1 protein-coding gene is annotated in these 872 nt (G+C 38.8%); it reads left to right on the top strand.

Going from position 1 to position 872, the window contains the following annotated elements; genetic code table 11:
• On the top strand, nt 1–872 hold an 872-nt coding region (locus Q1A46_RS20720; protein WP_373456524.1), incomplete at both ends, for a PKD domain-containing protein.

Here is an 872-nt window from a genome sequence, read left to right on the forward strand (position 1 = left end):
ACAGGAACGAGTCATACCTTTACAGGATTAGGAGCCAATACATATGTAGTAGAAGTTATTGACAATAAAGGATGTACAGATACAGTAAACACAACAATCTTACCACAGGTTACTGTAACAGCTACAAGTACTCCTGAGGATTGTAACTTAGGAACAATAACTTCAGTAGGAGCAGGCGGAACAGGAACAGGTTATGTTTATGCAGTAGTTGCAGACGGAGTTACACCAGTTGCAGGAGATTTTGCAGCAGGTAATGCTTCTGTTGATAGAGCAGCAGGAACTTATGATGTTTATGTAGAAGATAGTAATGGATGTCGCGGAGTTTTCCAAGATGTTGTAGTAGGAAGTGTAACACCAGTAACAGCAAGTGTAACAGACACTCAGCCAAGCTGTTCTACAGATACAGGAAGTTTAAGTATTACAGTTTCAGAAGGAACTCCACCATATACAATTAATATTACAGGTGCTTCTACTATTACAAGAACAGGAGTTGGAACTACATCAGAAAACTTCACAGGTTTAGGAGATGGTACCTATAATATAGAAGTTGTAGATTCAGAAGGCTGTAATTTTACAACTACGGAAACAATTACTGTTCCAGCAGCATTAACAGGCGGAGGAGCAAGTGCAACAGATTTAAGTTGTACAACCACAGGAGGAACAAATTTAGGAAGCATTAGTTTCACAGATCCAACAGGCGGAACAGGTTCATATGTTTATTTCTACAAATTAACAAGTAGTGCTACATTCTTAAGTAGTACAACTTCACCAGTTACAGGATTAGCAGCAGGAACTTATGATGTTCTTATAGAGGATACTAACGGATGTGGTGGTTTTACAGATACAGTTACAATTGCTGATTTACCAGCAGT

Origin of the sequence: uncultured Tenacibaculum sp., assembly GCF_947502995.1 — a bacterium.
GTDB lineage: Bacteria > Bacteroidota > Bacteroidia > Flavobacteriales > Flavobacteriaceae > Polaribacter.